This window comes from Longimicrobium sp., assembly GCF_036554565.1.
Taxonomy (GTDB): Bacteria; Gemmatimonadota; Gemmatimonadetes; order Longimicrobiales; family Longimicrobiaceae; genus Longimicrobium.
Genome location: NZ_DATBNB010000772.1, coordinates 1 through 4,011, shown reverse-complemented (window position 1 = coordinate 4,011; position 4,011 = coordinate 1). Strand labels below are relative to the sequence as shown.

General features: G+C 69.8%; 4 protein-coding genes. 1 reads left to right on the top strand and 3 read right to left on the bottom strand.

The window, feature by feature from the left end; all coding sequences use genetic code 11:
• Positions 1 to 260 precede the first annotated feature (260 nt).
• On the top strand, positions 261 to 1,310 hold the full coding sequence (locus tag VIB55_RS21825; protein WP_331878789.1) for a Gfo/Idh/MocA family protein: 1,050 nt from the start codon (positions 261 to 263) through the stop codon (positions 1,308 to 1,310).
• 95 nt (positions 1,311 to 1,405) lie between these two features.
• Here the strand turns inward: VIB55_RS21825 and VIB55_RS21820 are convergent, their stop codons facing one another.
• The 3 genes from VIB55_RS21820 to VIB55_RS21810 form a co-directional block, all read right to left on the bottom strand.
• Positions 1,406 to 1,678, bottom strand: a complete 273-nt coding sequence (locus tag VIB55_RS21820; RefSeq protein ID WP_331878788.1) for a hypothetical protein — start codon at positions 1,676 to 1,678, stop codon at positions 1,406 to 1,408.
• Positions 1,679 to 2,338: 660 nt separating this feature from the next.
• Complete coding sequence (locus VIB55_RS21815) at positions 2,339 to 3,064, bottom strand: RNA polymerase sigma factor (protein ID WP_331878787.1); 726 nt, start codon at positions 3,062 to 3,064, stop codon at positions 2,339 to 2,341.
• A gap of 84 nt (positions 3,065 to 3,148) precedes the next feature.
• On the bottom strand, positions 3,149 to 4,011 hold an 863-nt coding region (locus VIB55_RS21810; protein ID WP_331878786.1), incomplete at its 5' end, for a lysylphosphatidylglycerol synthase transmembrane domain-containing protein.

The following is a 4,011-nucleotide window of genomic DNA, read 5'->3' as shown; positions in this document are numbered from 1 at the left end:
TCCGCGCCGGGGTGGATGCGGACGGGTCGGCGCCCCGTCCCGCGAATCCACCCGAATGCGCGCGGGCTGGCGGATGGCGACCTTGATCGGCGCGCGGTGCCTGTGCTACGATCCGCCCCGTCCGCGTGCGCTCCCCCGCGTCGCTGGAAAAAAACGGCTGGATCACGCGGAGACGCGGAGGACACGGAGAAAAGACGGGAGCGCCCTCATGCAGTTCTCCGCGTCCTCCGCGCCTCCGCGTGAGACCACGAGGTAAAAACATGAGCGACATCAGGGTAGGGCTCATCGGCTACGGGCTGGCCGGGTCCGCCTTCCACGCGCCGCTGATTGCCACGACGCCGGGGATGCGGCTCGCGTTCGTCGTCACCTCCAACCCGGACCGTGCCGCGCAGGCCCGAGTGGAGAATCCCTGCGTGGAGGTGGTCGATTCCGCGGAACGGCTGTGGCAGCGGGCGGGGCAGATGGACGTCATCGTGATCGCCTCGCCGAACCGCACGCACGTTCCCCTGGCGCGGGCGGCGCTGCGGGCGGGGCTGGCGGTGGTGATCGACAAGCCGATGGCGGCCACCGCGGCAGAGGGCAGGGAAGTGGCGGACGAGGCGCGCGAGCGCGGGCTGCTGCTCTCCGTCTACCAGAACCGCCGCTGGGACGGGGACTTCCTCACCGTGTGGCGGCTGATGGCGGAGGGGGCGCTCGGGGACGTCTTCCGCTTCGAGTCGCGGTTCGAGCGGTGGCGGCCCACCCCCAAGAGCGGCTGGCGCGAGGACCCCGACCCGGCGGGGGCGGGCGGGACGCTGTTCGACCTCGGACCGCACCTGGTGGACCAGGCGCTGGTGCTCTTCGGCCCCGTGACGCACGTGTACGCCGAGGTGAGCGCCCGGCGCGCGGGGGTGCGGGTGGACGACGACGCGTTCCTGGCGCTCACCCACGCGTCCGGCGTGCGCTCGCACCTGCACGTGAGCGCCACCGCCGCCGAGCACGGAACGCGGATGCGCGTGCTGGGCACGCGGGCGGCATACGTGAAGCGCGGGCTGGACGTGCAGGAGGCGGCGCTGAGGGCGGGGCAGCGTCCGGGCCCCGGCTGGGGCGAAGAGCCGGAGGCCGACTGGGGCCTGCTGGGTGCCGGGGACGAGTGGAAACCGGTGCGGACCGATCGGGGCAACTATGGCGCCTTCTACGCCTGCATCGCCGCCGCGCTCCGGGACGGCGCCCCGCCCCCCGTGGACCCGATGGACTCCGTCGCCGGCCTCGAGATCATCGAAGCGGCCCGGCGATCGTCGGACGAGGGCACCGTCATCCAGCTCCGATGAACGAAGAGCGGGCGATTCGCGCTGATGCGAATCGCCCGCTCCCGTTTTCTCCGCAGTTCTCCGCGACCTCCGCGCCTCCGCGTGAGATCCCCCGTTCAGCGGACCACGGTATCCACACGGGTGACCTGGTACGGGTACCAGTGCCGCTCGCGCTCTGCGTGCACGTGGATTTCGCCGAGGCCGGAGGGCCGCAGGACGATGTCGGCGGACTCCTCGCCCGCGCTCAGCACCTCGATGGGCACGAAGAGCTGACCCAGGACTTCCTCGGCCTTGTGGCGAAGGTCCTTGGGGGTTGAGAAGAGCAAGCCGGTCAGATCTTCGGCCTGGTGCAGGGCCGGGTCGTTCGCCTGGGCGATCAGGGTCTTCACGCGCACCTCCAGAAACCTATGCGGTTCGTAATTGGAAGAGTTCCTTCCAAATTAGTGATACCCTCGCCGAGCGCAAGAGGTCCTCGGATGGCCTCGGCTCCGCGGGGACCCTCACCCCGCCGCGCTGGCACGCGTGCGACCCTCTCCCCAGACAGCGTGGGAGAGGGGGTTCAGGCTTCGGCGTGACGGCGAGTGCAGGGCCGAGGCCCCGGCCCGCTGGGGCGACTGAAGTCGCGGCAACAAGGGCCCGAAGTCCGCCTTCGCGGACTGCTCGCGCGGTCGGGTGCACAAGGCCAGCCGAACCGCAATCGAATTCTCCCTTTCCCCCGCTTGCGGGGGAGAGGGCCGGGGAGAGAGGGCGGCCAGGGGCATGCGCCGATTCCGCCCGAAGCGCACCGTTCCTGGCCGCGGTGACTGTCGAGTGCACGAGGCCGGCCGAAGCGCGATTCAGGTCTCCCCCTCCCCTGCGCAGCGGGGGACGGGCGCCGGGGGGAGGGGGCTCCCAGGGGCATGCACCGGCAGCCCATCGAACCGCACTCGACGTTCTCCCCTCTCCCGCGCGGTTTGCGGGGGAGGGGCCGGGGGAGGGGGAACCAAACGCAGTTCGGCCCGTCCCGGCAGCTGCCGGGACGGGCCGAATCAACACCTTCACGCCAAAGCTCAGACCGGAACCGGCAGCAGCATCCGGAACGAGTTGCGGGCGCGGTTCAGGCGGCTCTTCACCGTGCCCACGGGAATCCCGATCTCCTCGGCGATCTCCTCGTAGGTGCGGTCCTCCACCTCGCGCATCACGAACGGAATGCGGTGGTGCTCGTCCATCCGCTCGATGGCCATGTCGATGGCCTTGCGCAGCTCGCTGCGGTACGCCTCGCGCGACGGGTCCGCCGCGCCGCTGGCGAACTCCACCGGGCGCGCCGGGGCGCCGGACGACGTGGCGTCGGGACGCAGCTCCGAGAACGCCGTCTCGCGGCGGCGCGAGCGGTTGCGGAACTCGTTCTTCAGCAGGTTGTTCGCGATCGTGTGGATCCACGTCGAGAACTTGCGGCTGGGATCGTAGCTTTCACGCGCGCGGTGAATGCGCAGGAAGGTGTCCTGCGTAAGGTCCGCCACGCGCTCCTCGTCGTTCAGGCGCTTGCGCAGAAAGCCCTGGATCCGCGGCTCGTACCGCTGCACCAGCACGTCGAAACCGCCCTGGTCGCCCTGCGTATATCGGGTAAACAGCTCTTCGTCGGCCAGGTCGCGCAGCGCCGCCCGCTCCCGGTTCACCTCGTCCAGCCCTTCGACGCCGGACAGGCGCACACGGTCGGTACGCAGCCCCCGGCCAGGGGCGTGCGTGGGCGCCTCGAAAAGCGCGGCCGTCTTGCTGAGGTCGATTGCGGTCTTCATGCCGAGGAATCTAATGCCTCGGCGAGCTTTTGTCGAGGGTTGGGGCGGCCTCAACGCTTGGTTAACCCGTTGTTAATCTGGCACTTACACACGCTCGGGAACGTCCGCGCGCCGCCGGCGTACGCGCGTGCGGGCATCGGCGATGTTGAAGGCCAGGAAGATCACCGACCCCAGGGCCAGGCTCAGGTAAAAGGTCAGCATGCGCCAGAGTGCGGTGACGATGCCGATCAGCCCGGCGGGCAGCAGCGCCTGGTACACCACGTAGAACATGGCCTCGGCACCGCCCGACGCGCCCGGCGTGGGCACGAACATCATCCCCGTGAAGATCACCCACTGCAGCAGGAAGAAGAGCACCGGGTCTACCGGCGCCTTGAAGAAGTACGCCAGGGCCGTCACGACGGAGTAGCGGCAGGTCCACTGCACGGCGGTGATCAGCACCGCCAGCACGAACCGGCTCTTGCCCCGGGTGATCACCAGGTCCCTCACCGTACGGAAGTCGTGCCGCGTCTTGCGCGTGCGCCGCTTGAAGCGCGCGGCGAACTTCAGCCCCCACGCCCGCGCCTTTTCGCCCAGCGCGCCGCGCAGGATGGCGCGGAACAGCACGCGAACGAGCACGATCAGCACGGCCACCCCCACCACCACCAGCAGCACCTTTCCCCGCAGCTCCCGGCCGATGGAGCGCAGCACGGGAAGCTCCCACGCCTCGGAGATGATGATGGACGCGGGGATGGCGAAGGCGAAGAACACCATGTCTTCGATGTACCCCAGCGTCACAATGGACGCCGCCTGCCCCTGGGGAATGCCCTTCTGCACCATCATCCCCCAGCGGAACACCTCGCCGCCGGACGACGTGGGAAAGACCGACGAGGTGAGCTCGGCCCCCAGCGTCACCCGGAACATGTCGCGGAAGCTGACGCGGTGCCCGATGAAGCGGGCCCAGATCAGCA

Coding starts and splice junctions, on each gene's coding strand:
- VIB55_RS21815 (WP_331878787.1), bottom strand. CDS start 3,064: ATGAAGACCGCAATCGACCTCAGCAAGACGGCCGCGCTTTTCGAGGCG.
- VIB55_RS21825 (WP_331878789.1), top strand. CDS start 261: ATGAGCGACATCAGGGTAGGGCTCATCGGCTACGGGCTGGCCGGGTCC.